20 protein-coding genes are annotated in these 17,038 nt (G+C 71.8%); 15 read left to right on the plus strand and 5 right to left on the minus strand.

What is annotated here, in order from left to right; genetic code table 11:
- Positions 1–9: 9 nt before the first annotated feature.
- Complete coding sequence (locus KIP79_RS12465) at positions 10–864, plus strand: alpha/beta fold hydrolase (RefSeq protein ID WP_214104921.1); 855 nt, start codon at positions 10–12, stop codon at positions 862–864.
- Positions 865–872: 8 nt separating this feature from the next.
- On the opposite strand, the gene KIP79_RS12470 is transcribed toward KIP79_RS12465, so the two are convergent.
- Genes KIP79_RS12470 through KIP79_RS12485 form a run of 4 tightly spaced genes read right to left on the minus strand, consistent with a single transcriptional unit; the run spans position 873 to position 3,060 of the window.
- Complete coding sequence (locus tag KIP79_RS12470) at positions 873–1,244, minus strand: hypothetical protein (RefSeq protein ID WP_214104922.1); 372 nt, start codon at positions 1,242–1,244, stop codon at positions 873–875.
- A gap of 35 nt (positions 1,245–1,279) precedes the next feature.
- On the minus strand, positions 1,280–1,648 hold the full coding sequence (locus tag KIP79_RS12475; RefSeq protein ID WP_214104923.1) for a roadblock/LC7 domain-containing protein: 369 nt from the start codon (positions 1,646–1,648) through the stop codon (positions 1,280–1,282).
- A 41-nt stretch (positions 1,649–1,689) separates the two neighbouring features.
- Complete coding sequence (locus tag KIP79_RS12480; RefSeq protein ID WP_214104924.1) at positions 1,690–2,685, minus strand: hypothetical protein; 996 nt, start codon at positions 2,683–2,685, stop codon at positions 1,690–1,692.
- A gap of 3 nt (positions 2,686–2,688) precedes the next feature.
- Complete coding sequence (locus KIP79_RS12485; RefSeq protein ID WP_214104925.1) at positions 2,689–3,060, minus strand: roadblock/LC7 domain-containing protein; 372 nt, start codon at positions 3,058–3,060, stop codon at positions 2,689–2,691.
- Positions 3,061–3,275: 215 nt separating this feature from the next.
- On the opposite strand from KIP79_RS12485, the gene KIP79_RS12490 reads away from it, so the two are divergent.
- On the plus strand, positions 3,276–3,770 hold the full coding sequence (locus KIP79_RS12490) for a 2-thiouracil desulfurase family protein (protein WP_214105082.1): 495 nt from the start codon (positions 3,276–3,278) through the stop codon (positions 3,768–3,770).
- A 142-nt stretch (positions 3,771–3,912) separates the two neighbouring features.
- Positions 3,913–4,272, plus strand: coding sequence for a DUF4279 domain-containing protein (locus KIP79_RS50030; protein WP_372453569.1), 360 nt, complete (start codon positions 3,913–3,915; stop codon positions 4,270–4,272).
- 340 nt (positions 4,273–4,612) lie between these two features.
- Here KIP79_RS50030 and KIP79_RS12495 read toward each other — a convergent pair whose 3' ends face one another.
- Positions 4,613–5,512, minus strand: a complete 900-nt coding sequence (locus KIP79_RS12495) for an SDR family oxidoreductase (protein WP_214104926.1) — start codon at positions 5,510–5,512, stop codon at positions 4,613–4,615.
- Positions 5,513–5,598: 86 nt separating this feature from the next.
- On the opposite strand from KIP79_RS12495, the gene KIP79_RS12500 reads away from it, so the two are divergent.
- The 12 genes from KIP79_RS12500 (at position 5,599) to KIP79_RS12555 (ending at position 17,038) form a co-directional block, all read left to right on the plus strand.
- Positions 5,599–6,156: a TetR family transcriptional regulator gene (locus KIP79_RS12500; protein ID WP_214104927.1), complete on the plus strand. Its 558-nt coding sequence runs from the start codon at positions 5,599–5,601 to the stop codon at positions 6,154–6,156.
- 181 nt (positions 6,157–6,337) lie between these two features.
- Entirely contained in the window at positions 6,338–6,883 is a 546-nt protein-coding gene (locus tag KIP79_RS12505; RefSeq protein WP_214104928.1) for an RNA polymerase sigma factor, read from the plus strand.
- Positions 6,884–6,951: 68 nt separating this feature from the next.
- Positions 6,952–7,551: a hypothetical protein gene (locus tag KIP79_RS12510; protein WP_214104929.1), complete on the plus strand. Its 600-nt coding sequence runs from the start codon at positions 6,952–6,954 to the stop codon at positions 7,549–7,551.
- A 189-nt stretch (positions 7,552–7,740) separates the two neighbouring features.
- On the plus strand, positions 7,741–7,926 hold the full coding sequence (locus KIP79_RS12515; RefSeq protein WP_214104930.1) for a streptamidine-related RiPP repeat protein: 186 nt from the start codon (positions 7,741–7,743) through the stop codon (positions 7,924–7,926).
- Between the two features lie 90 nt (positions 7,927–8,016).
- Positions 8,017–8,769, plus strand: coding sequence for a TOMM precursor leader peptide-binding protein (locus KIP79_RS12520; RefSeq protein WP_214104931.1), 753 nt, complete (start codon positions 8,017–8,019; stop codon positions 8,767–8,769).
- The gene (locus KIP79_RS12525) at positions 8,766–10,256 is read left to right on the plus strand and encodes a CocE/NonD family hydrolase (protein ID WP_214104932.1); all 1,491 of its coding nucleotides are present in this window, start codon (positions 8,766–8,768) and stop codon (positions 10,254–10,256) included. The genes KIP79_RS12520 and KIP79_RS12525 overlap by 4 nt, the downstream gene beginning before the upstream one ends.
- Complete coding sequence (locus KIP79_RS12530; protein WP_214104933.1) at positions 10,253–11,599, plus strand: YcaO-like family protein; 1,347 nt, start codon at positions 10,253–10,255, stop codon at positions 11,597–11,599. Before KIP79_RS12525 ends, KIP79_RS12530 begins: the two co-directional genes overlap by 4 nt.
- 1 nt (position 11,600) lies before the next feature.
- Complete coding sequence (locus KIP79_RS12535; RefSeq protein WP_214104934.1) at positions 11,601–12,908, plus strand: YcaO-like family protein; 1,308 nt, start codon at positions 11,601–11,603, stop codon at positions 12,906–12,908.
- A 12-nt stretch (positions 12,909–12,920) separates the two neighbouring features.
- Positions 12,921–13,946 (plus strand): FecCD family ABC transporter permease, encoded by a 1,026-nt coding sequence (locus tag KIP79_RS12540; RefSeq protein ID WP_250213137.1) that lies wholly within the window; start codon positions 12,921–12,923, stop codon positions 13,944–13,946.
- Positions 13,946–14,722: an ABC transporter ATP-binding protein gene (locus tag KIP79_RS12545; protein WP_214104936.1), complete on the plus strand. Its 777-nt coding sequence runs from the start codon at positions 13,946–13,948 to the stop codon at positions 14,720–14,722. Before KIP79_RS12540 ends, KIP79_RS12545 begins: the two co-directional genes overlap by 1 nt.
- Positions 14,719–15,714: an ABC transporter substrate-binding protein gene (locus KIP79_RS12550; RefSeq protein ID WP_214104937.1), complete on the plus strand. Its 996-nt coding sequence runs from the start codon at positions 14,719–14,721 to the stop codon at positions 15,712–15,714. Before KIP79_RS12545 ends, KIP79_RS12550 begins: the two co-directional genes overlap by 4 nt.
- Before the next feature lie 145 nt (positions 15,715–15,859).
- Positions 15,860–17,038 carry an MFS transporter gene (locus tag KIP79_RS12555; RefSeq protein WP_214104938.1) on the plus strand — a complete coding sequence of 393 codons (1,179 nt, stop codon included), beginning with the start codon at positions 15,860–15,862 and terminating at the stop codon, positions 17,036–17,038.

The raw sequence follows: 17,038 nt of genomic DNA on the forward strand, positions 1-17,038 counted from the left end.
CTCCTTTCCATGCGTACCACGGTGAACGGCATCGAGATCGAGTACGAGGTCTTCGGAACCGGCCGCCCGCTGCTGCTGATCATGGGGCTCGGCATGCAGATGGTGGCCTGGGACGAGGAGTTCATCGAACTCCTGGTGGCCGAGGGCCATCAGGTCGTGCGGTTCGACAACCGGGACATGGGGCTTTCGACCCATATCGGCGGGCCCGCCGACCTGCTGGCGGCCCTGTCCGGGGATCCGGCGGCGGTGCCGTACACGCTCTCGGACATGGCCGCCGACACGGCCGGGCTGCTGGACACGCTCGGCTGGGAGAGCGCGCATGTGGTCGGCGTCTCGATGGGCGGCATGATCGCGCAGACCCTGGCCATCGAGTACCCGGGCAGGGTCCGCACCCTCACCTCGATGATGTCCACCCCGAGCGTCGCGCTGGCCCCGGCCACCGAGGCGGGCACGGCCGCCCTGCTGGGCCCGCCCGCCCGCAACCGCGAGGAGGCGATCGCCAACGCCGCAGCCGTCTGGCAGGTGCTCGGCTCACCCGGCTATGACCCCGACCCCGAGCGCGTCGCCCGGGTGGCGGGCCTCAGCTACGACCGCGGGTACGACCCGGCGGGCTCCACCCGGCAGCTCATCGCGATCATGACCGCCCCCGACCGCACCGAGGGCCTGCGCGAGCTGACCGTGCCCGCGCTGGTCATCCACGGCGACGAGGACCCGCTGATCACGCCACCCGGGGGCGTCGCGACGGCCGACGCCATCCCGGGCGCCAAACTGCTCACCTTCCCCGGCATGGGCCACGACCTGCCCCGGGAGCTCTGGCCGGTGTTCGTGACGGCGATCACCGAGCTGACCGGGCGGGAGCCCTGACCCCTGGATCAGATGTCGAGCCTGTCCTCGATGCCGCGCAGCTGGTGGCGGGCCATCGCCAGGTTGGCCCGCCCCCGGTCCAGGGCGAGGTAGAGGAACAGGCCCTTGCCGCCGCGCCCCGAGATCGGCCGGATCAGGTGGTACTGACCGGTCAGCGAGATGAGGATGTCCTCGATGGCCTCCTGGATGCCGAGCGCGTCCATGGTCCGCAGCTTGGCCTTGACCACCTCGGTGTTGCCCGCCGCCGCGACCTGGAGATCCAGGTCCTTGGACCCGCCGAGTACGCCGAGCGCCATGCCGCTGTTGTAGTCGACCACGGCGGCGCCGGCCGCGCCGTCGATGGCCATCATTTCCTTGAGCGAGACGTCCATGTTCGCCATGGCATGCTCCTTCTCTGGTGTCTTCTTCTTCGGTGTCATTGGCTGGGAACCATGGCGGCGATCTTCGCCGCCGTCTTCCGGCCCTCGATCCGCAGCAGGCCGAGGTTGGCGCCCTCGACGGCCAGCACGGTGAGGACCAGCTTTGGGCCCGCGGCGTAACAGGCCGTGTAGCCGCGGGTGCCGGAGATCAGCGTCTCCACCAGGTCGCCGGCCTTGGTGAGGTCGGCCATCCTGCGGCTCATGGAGAGCACCGCCGAGGTAAGCGCCGCCGTCTGGTCGATGGAGCCGGACAGGTCGGTCGCGACGAGCATGCCGTCGATCGTGCAGGCCAGCACCCCGGTGATCTCCGGGGTCCGGTCACGCAGGAGCCGCATCTCCTCGTAGATTTCGCGGCGCACATCCATCGAGAAAGCCTTTCCGGCCCGTCTGAGCCACGGCCGTGTGATCACTGGAGCGCCTCCAGCGCGTCCCGCAGCCTGATGAGCAGATTCACGTCCGTCGGATCTCCACTGGTCGCCGGCACACCCGCCGACATGACCAGGCCCCCGTTCCCCGGCCGGTTGGTACGGCGAGGCAGCACGGCCGGGCCGCTGTCCCCGGATCCGGGAGGCTCGGCGGGTTCGCGGGGCGCGGCGGGTACGGCCGGCTGGGCGGGGTCGGCTGGCTTCGGGGGGTCGTTTGGTTTCGGGACTTCGTTTGACTTCGGAGGTTCGTTCGGCTTCCCGGCTTCGTTGGGCTTCGGGGGTTCGTTGGGCTTCGGGGCTTCGCTCGGCTTCGCGGGTTCGGGGGGTTCCAGCAGCTCCGCCGCCGCCAGTTCCCGTACGGCCAGCAGCGTCGAGTAAGCCGACCGGCCGATCCGGCGGGCCAGCTCGGCCGGCGGGGTGACGCCGTCGGAGGCCAGCACGATCTCCCACTGGAGCGCCGAGAGCACCACGTGCCGGGCGCGGACGTGGCGGCGCGGCGTGATCGGGTGGTTGTCCAGCTCGGCCGACGCCCAGGCGCGGTCCAACCTGGCACTCCTCCGGCGGCACTCCCGGAACAGGCCGGACACGTCGAAGAACCAGTGCGGGCCCAGCCAGTGCCGGTCGCCGTCCCGGAACCTCAGCTTGGGCGCACCGGAGCCGCCGAACAGGAAGAACGAGGCGTCCAGGGTGGCCCCGAGCACACAGAACTGGAGCTCCCCCCGGGTCAGCACACCACGCCTCACCAGCGTGTCCCCGCCGTCCCCCGTCGCCCCCTGCCGGGTGCTCTTCACCCCGCCCGCGCTGATCCTCCCCGAGGCGGCCAGCAGTTCCTCCACCCCCGGCGTCCCCGCGCACTCCACGTAGCAGACCCGCCCCCGGTCCAGGAAAACCGTCCCCGCCCGCCCCGCGCGCAGCGCCCCCGTCGCCCCGTCGGCGGCCAGGGTGGTGAGCGTGGCCTCCAGGCTCGCGTCCGCCATGGCTCACGGCGCGATCAGCTGGTGGGAGATGCTCCGCAGGCGCAACCGGGCCAGGGCCAGGTTCGCCCGCCCCCGGTCCAGCCGCAGGCACATCAGCAGCGGCCCGTCGAACGGCGTCTCCATCGGCAGGATGAGCTGGTAGCCGTGGTCGGTAGTGACGATCACGTCCTCGATCCGGACCGTTCCATCGGGGGAGGACATCGCCAGTCCGCCCTGCGTGGCCCGATAACACTCACGCAACCCCGCCGCCGAGCCCTCCAGATCGGCCGCGCCCTGACCGGCGATCGCCGTACCGCTGGCGTGGTCAACGAGCATCGCGCAAAGCGCCCCGGGGATGGCCATCGCCTCCGCCAGACACTCCTCGATCCCAATCATCCGCACCCCCTTGCCGGGTCTCGACGGCCCGTCACAAGAACGAACCCGGCCAAGAGTAGAGAAAGGCCGAAATATCAACCAGCCGAATCTCTGAGTGGGGCGGGAATCGGCGGAATGATTAATCCTCCCGGGTAAGGATTTATCACCTTGGTAGAAGGTGTGAGGAAATCGTGAGGATTGTTCATTTCGGTCGGCGGGTGCGGGAGAATGGGATGATGGATCGCATACTGGTCAGCGCATGCCTGCTCGGCAGCCGGGTGCGGTACGACGGCAGGGCCAAGACCAGCGACGACGCCCAACTGGCAGCCTGGCGGGCGGAGGGCCGCCTGGTCTCGTTCTGCCCCGAGGTTTCGGGTGGCCTACCCATTCCCCGCCCTCCAGCCGAAATCGAACCCGGCGCCGACGGCTTGGCCGTGCTCGACGGCAAAGCTCGAGTCCTCACCCCCACCGGCGACAACGTGTCCCAATATTTCATTATTGGTGCCTATCGCGCACTGGACGCGGCCCGTGCCGCAAATGCCGTACTCGCCATCCTCAAAGAATCCAGCCCCTCCTGCGGCTCCCTCCACCACTACGACGGCACCTTCACCGGCCACACCACCCCCGGCGAAGGCGTCACCACCGCCCTACTCACCCGCGAGGGCATCCCAGTCTTCTCAGAGGACCACATCCCCGACGCCGCCACCTACCTGGCCACACTGCACAGCTAGCGCGGGACTGCCGCCACCAAGGCCGCGGGCGGGCAGCGCGTCGAAAGGCGGGCATGTCGCGACCACTCCTCACTCCCCGGCCCAAGCCGAACGGGCCGGCCAGCCACCTGGACTACAGTCGCCGGACGGGCCGGGCAGCCACCTGGACCACTGCTCGTTCTCCGGCCCGAGCCGAACGGGTCGGCCAGCCAGGCGCCGAGGGAGCCGAAGCGGGCGTCTGATACCGCCACGTCACGAATGGGTGATGGGCTCAGGACTTCCGGAAACCGCCTCGCTCAGCGAACAGACGGAAGCTGTAATGAACCGCCTGGCCGGCACCTGGGATCGGATAGGAGAGCTGACCGCTCAAGGCGAGGTGGCCACGTTGGTCATGCTCCGTTCGTTCGAACAGGGGCCATGCTCCGTCTCTCTCGGGCTCGTCCTTGATGGAGAAGTCATCGGGTTCCTCCACAGAGCGGGAGCCCACGTATGGATTGATGAGTACGACTGCAGCGAGGACTAGACAGAAGACAGCCATCAGCTCTCTTGGCGGTTGAGCTGCGGAAACGCCGATCTGCGGGGGAGTGGTTCAGCTGCCCCTGATTTCCTGTAGTCCCCTTGATCACCCTCCTGACGGGCACGCCGTCTGAGCTGGCAGCGCGGATGGCCGACGTGATCCGCATGCAGAACATCGACTGGTGATCCTGCCACGTCTCCCCCGCATTGAGCCGTTGCCGGGCCTGGTGGCTGTGCGGACGGTTCTGGCCGAGTATGTCCAGCACTACGACCGTCACCGGCCGCACCATCCCTGCACCAATGCCCGCCAGACTCGACCTCTGACGCTCGGCGGCCCCGGGAGTCGGTTACTCCGGCAGCTCGTAGGCGCCGGCGGCGATGTCCTCGAAGAGTGTCGGGCCCGTCGGCGTCCAGGCGAGCAGTTCCTGGGTGCGGCTGCTCGACGCGGTGAGGTCCATGCCGAAGAAGCGTGCGATCCAGCCGAAGTGAGCCTCGGCGTCCTCCGGCGCGACCGATACCGTCGGGAGGCCCAGGTAGTCGCCGATGGCGGCGGCGATGTCGCGGGAGAGGAGGCCGCCTTCGGCCACCGCGTGCGTCCGCGAACCCGCCGGGGCATTCTCCAGCGCGAGCCGCACCATCTGCCCGGCGTCGGAGCGGTGCACGGCCGCCCAGCGGGCCGAGCCCTCGCCGATGTAGCCGGCCGCTCCGCGTTCCTTCGCGATCTTCGTCAGTGCCGCGGTGAAGCCGTGGTCGCCCCTTCCGTGCACGGTCGGGGCGAAGCGCAGCGCCACCGGACGGACTCCGCGGCCGGCGTACTCCAGGGCCAGGTTCTCGCTGCCGCCGCGCATCGAGTCGGCACCGCTGTGCGGTGACGGGTCGTCCTCGGTCAACGGTCGCCCGGTGACGCCCGATGCCAGCCCGGAGGCGAGCAGAAATGGCCGGTCGCTGCCTTCGAGCGTGTCGAGCATGCGCTGGACGGCGGCTCGCTCGCTGCGGCCGGCGCCGGCCTGGTCGGAGAAGTCGTGTTTGAAGGCGAGATGGATGACGCCGTCGGCGGTCGCGGCTGCCGAGGCCAGGCTGTCGAGGTCGTCGAGGCCGCCGCGGTGGGCGATGGCGCCCTTCGCCTCGAGGGCGGTGGCCGCCTCGTCGGAGCGGGCCAGTCCGACGACCTTGTGGCCGTGGGCGAGGAGTTCGTCGGTGACGGCCGAGCCGATCCAGCCGGTGGCACCGGTGACAAAGACACGCATGGCAGCGTTCCCTTCCAAAGCCATGTCAGTAACTGACATCAACCTAGCATTCGATGTCAGCAACTGTCATCACTACACTTCTGGGCATGGGTCGCTGGGAGCCGGACGCGCGGGGGCGGCTGATCCGCGCCGCGATGGAGCTCTTCGCCGAGCGTGGGTTCGAGGAGACCACCGCCGACGACATCGCCGAGCGCGCCCGCGTGACGGAGCGCACCTTCTTCCGGCACTTCGCCGACAAGCGCGAGGTCCTCTTCGACGGTTCCAGGACCATGGAGCAGACGGCATATGACGCGATCCTGATCGCGCCGGCCGACCACTCGCCGCTCGAGGCGGCGCTGGCCGGGATGGTCGCGAGCGCCGGTCTCCTGGCGGACCGTCGCGACCACGCCGTGCGCCGCTCCCGGATCATCGCGGCCAACCCGAGCCTGCGGGAGCGCGAGCTGCTCAAGCTCGCGGCGCTGACCGGCACGACGGCCGAGGCATTGCGCGCCCGCGGGGTCACCGACCTCACCGCCGACCTTGCCGCCCACAGCGCGGTGACGGTCTTCCACGTCGCGTTCGCGCGCTGGGTCTCGACGGAGGAGCCGCCTGACTTTGCCGCCTGCATCGCGGAGGCCGCGGCGGCGCTACGTGCCCTGAAATGACAACCAGGACGCTGTCGTCAGGTATCTGGTCGCCTGACGGGCACCGACCTGAAGGTCGTGACCCCCGCTTTTCGACGCCCGGCCCTCCCGGCCGCGCCGTCCCGCCTGACCCGCTGGGAAACGCTTCTCGTCGCCCGGTCCAAGTACGGGTGTAAGGCGAACGACGAAGGGAGCGAGGCCAGTGCGCCTCAACGAAGACCCTGCGGCCTTTGAGGCCTTCTATCGCCGCCATGTCGATGCCGTCACCCGATTCGTGGTCCGGCGGGTGAGTGACCCGCACCTGGCCGCCGACCTGACGGCGGACATCTTCCTGGCGGTCCTGGACTCGGCGCACACCTACGTGCCCGGCCGGGGCAGCGAGATCGCATGGCTGTACGGCGTCGCGCGCAACGTCGTGTCGGCCCAGCATCGCAAGGCGGCCCGGGAGTCGCGGGCGGCCGGTCGGGTCGCGGGCCGGCGGCTGATGGACGACGACGATCTCGTCAGGATGGAGGAGAAGATCGACGCCGAGCGCCGCATGCGCAGCGCTCTGGAGGCCATGGCCGGGCTTCCGGAGGGCGAACGCGCGGTGCTGGAGCTGGTGGCGATCGATCAGCTCACCGTCACCGAGGCCGCCGCGGCCCTGGGCATCCGCCAGGTCACCGCACGAGTCCGACTGCACCGGGCCAGACGTGCCCTTGAAGACGTCGCTTCGCCATCGGCTGTGTACGTGGAAGGACAGGCATGAGCAATTTCGAAGAGCGCCTTCTCAGTGCACTCAAGGAAGAGATCACGACGAGAACGGCGAAGGACGACATGACCACTGTTACACCGATCCGGCGCGGCTCCAGGCGGCGCGTCGCGGGGCTGTCCGCCGCGGTCGCGGGCGTCGCGGCGGCCGCGACCACGGTGACGCTGCTGACCGGGATCACCGAGAGCCCGGCGTACGCAGTGACCAAGGGCTCCGACGGGGCCGTCAGCGTACGGATCAACGAGTTCAACGATCCGGAAGGGCTGGAGTCCGAACTGGCCGCCGCGGGGGTTGATGCGGTGGTCGACTACCTGCCGTTCGGCCAGACCTGCAAGGGCCCGCGCGGCGCGCACGGGTCCACGCAGGGCCAGTTCGCGGTGAGCATCGGCAGCGAAGGCGACGGAATCTCGTTCAAGATCGAGAAAGGCCAGGTCCCCGCGGGCGAGACACTCGTACTGGCCGTCACCAAGGCCGAGAACGGCGCGGACAAGCCCCCGCTCGCAACCTCCCTGGAGATCGTCAAGGGCGCCGTCGCCCCCTGCGAGGCGATCTCGATGCCCATCCCGCCGGCGGGCGGCGACGGAAAGACGGACAACGCCCCCGGCGTCCAGTCCAGGATCGACGGCGAGGACCGGGCTCCGAGCCTGAACTCCGTGACCGAGTGACACACCATCCCGCGTAGCCCGGCGGTCGCCGGATGCGCAGGCCCGGCGGCCCTCCCGAGCAGAACGGGGCCGCCGGGCCTTCGTCGTCTCCGGGGTCCAAGTCGCCGGGCAGCCCCTTGCGCATTTCGGGCGAAGCGGTCTAAGGTCGGCGACGGAATGAAAACGGTTTTCATTTCAGAAGGAGGAGTTGTGGAAGTCAGGTTCCAGGAGCTGACCCCGCAGGCCGTGCTGCCGGCCCTGCAGGGTCCGGGTACCAACGCGCTCGTGCACAACCCGTTCAAGTTCGAGGAACTGGCCGCTGAGCCGGTGCTCCCCGCGCTGCAGGGCCCGGGGACGAACGCGCTGGTGCACAACCCGTTCAGCTGGAGCGCCTGAGCTCCGAGCGGGCGGTCCGTCTTCCCGGCGGGCCGCCCGCGCCCCTCCCGAGGTCCCGAGCCGTTGAGACGCAGAGCGTGAGAGAAGGACATGGAGAGCATCGCCCCAGGCCATCACCTGTACGTCGGCCCTGACGGAACCTGGCGGTCATGTGACGAGCAGGAGCGGTTCGCGCGGATCAGCGGGCCGCCGGAGCTGCTGGCCCGGATGCGGGCGCAGGCGTACCAGGGTGGCGCCGACCCGGAGTTGGAGCCGCTTACCGAGGTGCTGCGGGCGCGTGGTGTGGTGCGCGAGATGACCATGCCAGACCGGACGATCACGGTGTCGGTGCGGGGTGGCACGCCGGTGGCGGCGGCGGTGGCGGAGCTGCTGGCCGGGTGCGAGCGGGTGACGGTGGCGCCGCCGGAAGCGGACGCCGATGTGCTGGTGGTGTGCGCGGGCTGGCTGCCGGACAGCGAGTGGTTGCGGCTGGACGCCACCGGTGTGGTGTGGCATCGCTGCCACGTCGAGGGCACGCGGCTGGTGCTGGGGCCGATGACCGTGCCGGGGGAGACCGCGTCCTACCGGGACCTGCGAGGTCGCAGACTGGCCGCCGCCGCGCTGCCGGACGAGCTGGCCGCGTACTGGGCCTACCTGGAGTCCGGGGAACCGCTGCCGCCGGTGACGTGGCCCAACCAGGGGGCGGTCGCGCTGGCCGCCGGGCTGCTGGTCAACGACGTGCTGACCTGGCGGGACACCGGCCGTCCCGCCGCCGCTGATCGGCAGCTGGTGGTGGATCCGGCGACCGGCGAGGTCACCCGCCACCCGGTGCTGCCGCTGCCCCTCGTGAGCGGGTCGAAGTGAGCGAGTTCAACCTGCGGATCCCCGGCTGGGACGGCACCGCGCTCGCCGCCGACGCCCACCTCCCCGACCCCGCACACTGGCCGGTCCCCACCGTCGTCACCCGCACCCCGTACGGCCGGACCGGCCATCTGGCCGAAGGACGTGGCTGGACGGCGCGCGGCTTCGCCTACGTGGTGCAGGACGTGCGGGGACGGTACGACTCCGACGGCGTCTGGGAGTGCTACCGCAACGAGCGCGGCGACGGCGCGGCGCTCGCCGACTGGATCGCCGCCCAGCCGTGGAGCGACGGCCATCTGATCGGCTACGGCGGCTCCTACAGTGGCTACACCGCGTGGGCGCTGGCGGCGGAGCGTCCTGAGCGAGTCCCGGCGCTGGTGAGCCTGGGCCCGTCGATGGCCATGCACCGGACCAAGTTCGAGGGCGGGGTGCTCCGGCTGGCCGAGCACGCCGCCTGGTGGCTGGCCAGGGCCGACGGCCGTACCAGCAGGGACGACTTGGTCGGCGCGGTCTTCCACAACCGGCCTGAACTGCTCGCCCACCTGCCGGTGGTGGAGCTGCCCGAGGCCATGGGGGTCCGGTTACCGGGCTTCCGCGAAGTGATCGAAGCGGGGCCGTACGCCCGGCCGGACCAGGAGATCACCGAACGAGAACTGGCCGCGCTGCCGGTCGCGGGCCTGCACGTCGGCGGCTGGTACGACCTGCTGGCCGAGGAGACCTTCCGGCTCTGGCGACAGGTCGGCACCGCGCTGCCCCAGCGGCCACCGCAACAACTGGTGGTCGGCCCATGGGGACATGACCTGGCCTTCGCCGGCCGTACCGCCGTGGGGGACAGGGAGCATGGCCCCGAATCGCTGCTGGACCTGGGCGGCCTGGCCGTGACCTGGATCCGGGACGTCCTGGCGGGCCGCGCCACGAGCGGCACCCGGGTGTTCCACCTCGCCGCCGACGTCTGGGAGGCGTGGCCGGAGCAGACCACCACAGACACCCTGCACGCCCACCGTGACGGAACCCTCCAGCCCGTCACCGCCATGCTCGGCGCCTTCTTCACCCACGACCCGGAGGATCCGTACCCCACGCTTCCGCCCGGAGCCGACCGCCGCACACTCGACGCGAGGCCGGACGCCCTCCGCTTCGTCACCGACCGGCAGGACGGCAGGACGGTGATCGGGGCATCGGTGGAGTTGGACGGGTCCGCGCCGGTCGCCGACGTGGACTGGGTCGTCCGGCTGGTCGAAGTCACCGCCGACGGCCGCGCCTTCGATCTGGGGCGTGGCTGCGCGCGCGGCACCGGCCCGCACCGGATCCCGTTGAGCCCGTTCGCCGTTACCCCGGGGCCGGGCTCCCGGCTGAGGCTGGAGATCAGCGGTGCTGACTTCCCCCGGCTGGCCCGCTCCCTCGGCACCGGCGCCGACCGCTACACCACCACCCGGACGGCTCCCGTCCGCCAGACCGTGCACACCGCCGCCCTGCACCTGGAGCTCTCGTGACATCTCCGGAAGACCTGCTCGTCGACCCGCGTACCGGCGTCCTGACCGCGCTGGCCCGCCAGCGGCGCAGACCCGGCCTGCCCCGGTTCTGGCTCGGGTACGGCTCCGCGGTCGCCGACACCCGCAGGCACTCGGCCTGGACCGCGGACCGGTTCGGGTTCGGCGCGGCGGCCGGAGACGCCGAGCGGGCCCGGCTGGCGGCGCTCGGCGAGGCGGTCGAACGGTACTGCGGCAACGCCGTACCGGACGGCCTGGTCACCGCGTCCTGGCGGCGGCTCGGCGGACGCGCGCTGGACCCGGAGACGATCCCGCTCTACTCGGCGGCCCAGTACGCGACACCCGGCTTCCCGTTCAGGAAGTTCACCCGTGACCTGGAGGTGGCGTGGACGCCCGCGACCGACCTGGCCACCGGGGCGGAGGTCCTGGTTCCCGCGTCGATGGTGTGGCTGGACTACTTCCACGGCCCGCGCGAACCCGAACCGGCCACCCACGCGCTCGCCTACTCCGGGATCGCGGCGGGCCACACCAGAGCGCAGGCGGAACGCTTCGCCCTGGAGGAGTTGTTCGAACGGGACGCCACCACCATCTGGTGGGCGAGCGGTGCGACCGTCCCCACGCTGGCCGACCCTGAGCGGATCACCGCCCGGCTCGGCGAACCCGCCGACGGTGAGGGACCGCGGGTCCGGCTGCTGCCGGTGCCGTCGGAGTTCGGCGTGCCCGTGCTGGCCGCGTTCCTGGAGGACACCCGGGAACGGATCGTCGCGTTCGGCAGCGCCTGCCGCGCCGACCCGGCCGAGGCGGCGGTCAAAGCCCTGGTCGAGGCGTACGGGCTGTACGCGCTGGCCCTCCAGCTCGCCGACCCGTCCGGCGAGGTCTGGCAGGCGATGGCCGGGGGCACCCTGGAGGGGCACGTGTTCCGGCCGTACCGGGCAGACCGCCGTTACCGGGACGCCTTCCGGGCCGACTACCGCGATCTGACCGACCTTCCGGCCATCGCCCAGCTCTACCTGGACCCGGACATGCAGGGCGCACCCCTCGATCGGCTGCGCGCCGGCCCCGGCCCGCGCCTGGCCGACCTGTCCGCCGCCGACCCCGGCTCCTACCTGGACCGGCTGGCCGCCGCCGGGCTCACCGCGTACAGCGTGGACCTCACCACCTCGGATGTGCGGGCCGCGGGCCTGTGCGTGGTGCGGATGCTGGCCCCGGGACTGGTCGGCAACGCCCCGCCCGCCTTCCCGCTGCGCGGCGGCGCACGCCTCTACCGGACCCCGCGCCTGCTCGGCCTGACCGACCGGGACCTGACCGAAGACGACCTGTTCCCCCACCCCTTACCGCTGGCCTGACATGCATCAGAACCTGATCGACTCCCGCACCGGCATCGTGCGCCGCCTGGAGACCGCCCCGATCCCTCCGCAACTGCCCGCCTCGTTCTCTCTGGTCACTGCCGTCCTGGCCGACACGACCAGGTTCGGCCCGTGGCCGTCCGACTCGGCCGGGGCCGGGTACGCCTTCGCCGACCCGGACGCTGCCCGCGCGGCGGCGCTCGGCGAGGCGGCCGAACGGTACTGCGGCAACCTCGTCCCGCCCGGCCTGCGCACAGCCGCCTTCGCCGAACTGGACCGTCCCGCCCTCGACCCCGCCGACCTGGCCCTTTACTCGGCTGAGCAGTACGAGCGCATCCCCCTCCACCCGTTCACCCGGGACCTGCCCGTGGAGTGGACGGAGGCCACCGATCTGGTGACCGGCCAAGCTGTGCTGGTGCCTGCCGGGCTGGTATGGGTGTCGTATTTCTCAGCCGATGTCACGCCGCCGTCGCCGCGTACCAATCCGGTCATCCAGGCGGGTCTGGCCGCCGGGCCCGATCTTGCTTATGCGGCGTGGGGAGCGCTCTGCGAGATCGTCGAACGGGACGCGATGACGCTCGCCTGGCACGGCCGGGCCGGGTTGCGCGCGGTGGAACCGCCGCCCTGGCTGGCCGCCTTCGCCCGAGGCCCGCTCGACCGGCTGGATACCCGGTTCCTGTCCTTTCCCACGACGACCGGCCTTCAGGTGATCGGGGCGCTGGTCCGCGACCTCGGGACCGGCTACCTCACGCTGGGCATGGGGGTACGGGCCGAGCAGGTGGGCGCGATGCTCAAGGCATACGGGGAGGCGTTGCAGCTCCAGTTGTTCGTCGCCGGGCTGGACGATCCGGACGGTCCGTACTGCCGGGCGGCGGCCGACCCGCGCAGCCCGCTCAAGCCGTGGCGGCCTGGCCGCGACTACGGCTCGGCGTACCGGGACGATCTGGCCGACGTCGTCGATTACGGCTGCCACCTGCAACTCTTCCTGGACCCCGCCGTGCAGGAGCGGTTCGAGGCCGAGCTTGCCGAGGCGCTCACCGAAGGCGGCGATCCGCCGCGCGTCCCGCCGCCCCGGGATCTGGCGGAGCTGGCCTCACGGGTCGCGCGGCCGGCTCAATCACCCGGGCCGCAGGTCCTGCTGGCCGACCTGACCACCCCTGACGTGGCCTCGGCCGGGCTGCGCGTGGTCCGCCTGATCGCGCCGGGCACCTACGCCAACACAGCGGCCGGGCTGCCGTTCCTCGGCGGCACCCGGCTCGCCGCCAGCCTGGCAGGACGGCCCCGCCGCGCCCTGCCCCTCCCGCACTGAATGAGCACCCCGTTGACCCATCTCCTTTCCGGGCGCCGCTACCCGCTCGCCCTCGCCGCCGTGGCCGTCGCCCTGCCGCTGGGGCTGGTCGCCGCCGTCGCGCTCGGCGCGGTCGACCTGCCCGCCGCCGACGTCTGGCAGGTGATCGCCGCCCATCTGACCAACCGGGAATCCGGCGTCGACGCCATCGACGACGAGATCATCTGGGGCTCCCGGGCGCCGCGCGCCGTGCTCGCGATCGTCGCCGGGGCCGGCCTGGCCGTCGCGGGCGCGGTGCTCCAGGCGGTCGTCCGCAACCCGCTGGCCGACCCCTACGTGCTCGGCGTGACCTCCGGCGCCTCGCTCGCCGCCGTCGCCGCGATCACGCTCGGCGGGCTGGCCGGGATCGGGGTCGCCGGGGCCGCCTTCGCCGGGGCGTGCGCCTCGCTGGCCTTGGTGCTCCTGCTCGGCCGCAGGCACGGCACGCTCACCGCGACCCGCCTCGTGCTCGCCGGAGTCGCCCTGTCCTACCTGCTCCAGGGCGCGACCAGCTTCCTCCAGTTGCGCGCTCGCCCGGACGAGCTGTCGGGGCTGCTGTTCTGGCTGCTCGGCTCGGTGTCCGGGGTCGGCTGGGGTGACCTGGCCGTGCCCTGCGCGGTGGTGGCCTGCGGTACCGCCTGGCTGCTGGCGCGCGGACGGCGGCTCAACGCGCTGCTGCTTGGCGACGAGACCGCGCTGACCCTCGGGGTGCCGGTGCACCGGTTCCGGCTGGAACTGCTGGCCGTCACGGCGCTGCTGACCGGCGCGGTGATCGCGGTGGCGGGCGGGGTGGGGTTCGTCGGGCTCGTCGTGCCGCATGCCGTACGGCTGCTGACCGGGCCTGACCACCGGCGCACGCTGCCCCTGGTTGCGCTGACCGGTGGGCTCTTCCTGCTGCTTGCCGACCTGGCCGCGCGCACGCTGATGCCGCCGCTGGAACTGCCGCTTGGCGTGCTCACCGCGGCCATCGGCGCCCCCTTCTTCCTGTGGCTGCTGCGGCGCGAGTCGGCGGTGCTCTGATGCGGATCGTCCTGGACGGCGTCACCGTCACCGTGGACGAGACGCCGATCGTGTCCGGAGTGGACATAGAGGTGCCGCCCGGGTTGCTGGTCGGCCTGGTGGGGCCCAACGGCAGCGGCAAGTCCACCCTGCTGCGCGCGGTCTACCGGGCACTCCGGCCCACTGCGGGGGCCGTCCGGCTGGACGGGGCCGACCTGCGGACCCTGTCGGTCCGGGAGTCCGCGCGGCGTACGGCCGTCGTCGCCCAGCACTCGGGTGACGGCTTCGACTTCACCGCGTTGGAGATCGTCGCCACCGGGCGCACCCCCCACCGCGCCGCCCCCGCCGAGGACCGGCGGATCGTCGCCGAGGCCCTGGAGCGTGTCGGGATGACCGCCCAGGCCGGACGTCTGTTCAGCACGCTCTCCGGCGGGGAGCGGCAGCGGGTCCTGCTCGCCCGCGCCCTCGCCCAGCAGGGCCGGGTGCTGGTGCTGGACGAGCCGACCAACCATCTCGACATCGGTGCTCAGCTCGACCTGCTCGAACTCGTCCGCGACCTGCGGGTGACCACGCTGGCCGCGCTGCACGACCTCAACCTGGCCGCCGCCTACTGCGACCTGCTGCACGTCGTCCACCAGGGCCGGATCGCCGCCTCGGGGCCGCCCGCCGACGTGCTCCAGCCTGACTTCCTCGCCGAGGTGTTCGGCGTACGCGCCCACCTCGGCAGTCACCCGCTCACCGGGCGGTCCCACCTCAGCTTCGCCCCGCTCAAGAACACCGGAGAGACCCTCACATGATCAACAGACTCACCCTCGCTGTGCTGGCCACCCTGACCCTCGGCGTCACCGCCTGCGCCCCGAACCCCGCTTCCGTCGTGGACTCGGCCTCCGCCCCGGCCGTCCCCGCCGCCAGCGCCTTCCCCGCGCAGGTCACCAACTGCGGGCGGACCGTCCGGGTCACCGCGCCCCCGCAGCGGATCGTGTCCTTCTTCCCCTCCAACACCGAACTGCTGCTCGCACTCGGCCTGAAGGACCGGATCGCCGGGCACGTCTGGGCCAACCAGTCACCGCCCAAGCCCGCCTACGCAGCCGACTACAACCGCCTGACCGTGCTGGCCGACGGCCAGATCTCCCGGGAGAGCCTGTTCGCCGCCCGGCCCGACTTCGTCCTGGCCGACGGCGAGTACAACTTCGACGGCAAACAACTCCCCACCATCGCCGAACTGGAGAAACTCGGCGTCCCCGTGTACGTCGGCGCCGCGTTCTGCCCCGCCACCACCGGCACCGCCACCCTCGCCGACGCCACCGCCGACCTGGACGCCCTCGGCGCCCTCCTCGGCGTTCCGGACGCCGCGGCCAAGGCCCGCGCCGACGTGGACAGGACCCTCGCCGACCTGCGGCAGCGTCTTTCCGGACGTCCCGCCGTCCCCGCCGCCATGGTCCAGATCTTCGACAAGCAGCTGTACGCGCTGGCCGGCGGCCTGTACTCCGACATCCTCCGCACCTCCGGCGCGACCGACGTACTGGCCGGCATGATCCCCGAGGGCCGGAACTTCGACGCCATCTCCGCCGAGGCCGTCGCCAAGGCCGACCCCGAAGTGATCATCTACCACCACACGTCCGAGGACGACCGCGCCGCCGGCGAACAGTGGCTCCGCACCCACCTCGCCCAGACCCGCGCCGTACGGAACAACCGCCTGGTTGCCACGCCCGCCGCCGACTACGCCGAACTACGGGCAATCGACGGCGTACGCACTCTTGCCCGGGCCCTCCACCCTGAAGCGTTCTGAGGTTCTGATGCGGACTCTCGCTCGGGCCTTTTGCCGTTGCCCGGGGCTCTGAGGTTCGGCCTCGCTCGGGCCGCCACCCCGAAACGTTCTGATAGGACCCTCCTGAAGGCTTGATATGGCAGAGTCTCCTCGCCCACGGGCTTCCATGCGTCTGTTCCTGCTCGCCCGCGCCGTCTCCTGGGGCGGATCCGCCGTCACCCTGGTCGCGTTGCCCGTCCTGATCTACCAGCGCACGGGCAGCGCCGCCCTCACCGGCCTGCTCAGCGCCCTGGAGGCGGTGCCGTACCTGCTGCTGGGCCTGCCCGCCGGGGCGCTCGCCGACCGGTGGGACCGGCGGCGGACCCTGGCCGTGACCAGCTGGGCCGGGGCACTGCTGGTCGGCAGCGTGCCGCTCGCCGCGATTCTCGACCTTCTCACCACAGGCCAACTCCTGCTGGTCGCGGCGGGCACCGCGAGCGCCTTCGTCTTCTTCGACGCCGCCGCGTTCGGCGCGCTCCCCGCCCTCGCCGGACGGGACGGCGTCGCCCGCGCCACCCGCGACCTGATGACCGTCAGCACCCTGATCGGCCTGGCAGGACCCCCGGCCGCCGGGCTGCTCATCGCCACCATCGGCGCCCCGGAGGCGCTGCTACTGGACGCGCTCAGCTTCGCCGCCGCCGCCCTCCTGCTCGCCCGCCTCACCCTGCCCGCCATCCCGCGTACGGCCCACCGCGACCTCCCGGGCGAGATCCGCGCCGGGTTCCGCTTCATCACCGGCCACCCCACCGTCGGCCCGCTGACCTGGCTGGGCATCGGCAACAGCCTGACCGAGGGCGCCGTACTCGGCCTCATCGTCGTGGTCGCGGTCCAGCGGGTGGGCCTGGACCCCCACGACACCCGACTCGGCCTCTTCTACGGCGCCGCCGCGGTCGGCACCCTGCTCGCCTCCACCGCACTCCCCGCCCTACGCCGCCGCCTCCCGCCCTCCCTCATCACCCTGCCCGCCCTGGCCGCCAACGGGGTCTTCCTCGCCCTCTGGGCCATCACCCCGAACCTGGTCCTCTCCCTGGCCATCCTGCTGATCTGGCAGGCCGCCAACACCCTGGCCAGCCTCAACGGCATCATCGAACGCCAGGAACTGACCCCCGACGACCTCCAGGGCCGGGTCAACACCACCGCCCGCATGATCGCCTGGGGCGGCTTCCCCGCCGGCGCCGCCCTCGCAGGCCTGCTCGCCCAGCTCACCGGCCCCACCACCGCACTGCTCACCGCCGCTGTCGCGGTGCTGCTCACCCTCGCCACCCCGGCAGCCCGTGATCTCGCGGGAACCGGGAGATCACGCTGA

It is taken from the genome of Acrocarpospora catenulata (assembly GCF_018476525.1).
Taxonomy (GTDB): Bacteria; Actinomycetota; Actinomycetes; order Streptosporangiales; family Streptosporangiaceae; genus Acrocarpospora; species Acrocarpospora catenulata.